1 protein-coding gene is annotated in these 1,112 nt (G+C 71.5%); it reads right to left on the bottom strand.

Annotated elements, in window-relative coordinates:
• A partial coding sequence (gene gndA / locus ABD194_RS19590; RefSeq protein WP_343994620.1) for an NADP-dependent phosphogluconate dehydrogenase occupies positions 1 to 926 on the bottom strand: 926 nt, incomplete at its 3' end.
• Between the last annotated feature and the right edge of the window lie 186 nt (positions 927 to 1,112).

The following is a 1,112-nucleotide window of genomic DNA, read 5'->3' as shown; positions in this document are numbered from 1 at the left end:
CCGAGGTCGGCGAACGTCTTCCGAACGGCCGCGCGCTGGCCCGTGTGGCCCGACAGGCTGCGGGCAAAGGTGGCCTCCGCGATGCCGGTCACCGGGATGCCGAGGTCGAGCGCGCTCTGGACGGTCCACCGGCCGGTGCCCTTCTGCTCCGCGGCGTCGCCGACGACGTCGACGAACGGCTTGCCGGTCGACGCGTCGGTGTGGGTCAGGACGTCGGCGGTCAGCTCGATGAGGAAGGACTCGAGGTCGCCGCCGTTCCACTCGCGGAACACGTCGGCGATCTCGGCCGGCTCCAGCCCGAGCACGCTGCGCAGCAGGTCGAAGGACTCGGCGATGAGCTGCATGTCGGCGTACTCGATGCCGTTGTGGACCATCTTGACGAAGTGGCCGGCGGCGTCGGGCCCGAGGTGCGCCGCGCACGGCGTCCCGTCGACCTGTGCGGCGATGGACTCGACGACCGGGCCCAGCCGCTCGTAGGCGTGGCCGGAGCCACCGACCATGATCGAGGGTCCGTTGAGCGCACCTTCCTCGCCGCCGGAGACCCCCATCCCGACGAAGTGGATTCCTTTGCCGGCCAGCGCCTTCTCACGGCGGAGCGTGTCCGCATAGTGCGCGTTGCCCGCGTCGACGACGATGTCGCCCTCCTCGAGCAGCGGCACCAGCTCGTCGATGACCGCATCCGTGGGCGCGCCGGCCTTGACCATGACGATGATGGCCCGGGGCCGCTCGATCGCCTGGACGAAGTCCTCGACGGTCTCCGCTCCGAGGAAGGTGCCCTCGTCGCCGAACTGCTCGACGAGCCTGGTCATGCGCGCGGTCGTGCGGTTGTGGACGGCCACCGTGTGCCCGTGTCGGGCGATGTTGCGGGCCAGGTTGCGGCCCATCGTCGCGAGGCCGGTGACGCCGATCGTTGCCTTGGTGTCCATGGGTGGGCAACCCGCGCCGGGGGGCCCGCCATTCCGTGCCGTCTCACGGGCTGGCCCTTGCTCGGCCGGCGACATGCGGTTGAGTGGTCCTGTGGACGAGGCCCTCGAGCAGCGCATCCGTGCTCTCGCCGCCGACCTCGCCGCCCACCGCTTCGGGGAGACGGACCCGCGGCTGCGGGCGGCCCT

The sequence above is a fragment of the Terrabacter terrae genome (assembly GCF_039529575.1).
Taxonomy (GTDB): Bacteria; Actinomycetota; Actinomycetes; order Actinomycetales; family Dermatophilaceae; genus Terrabacter; species Terrabacter terrae.
The sequence above is the reverse complement of the archived record's forward strand: the minus strand, read 5'-3'. Positions and strand labels throughout refer to the sequence as shown.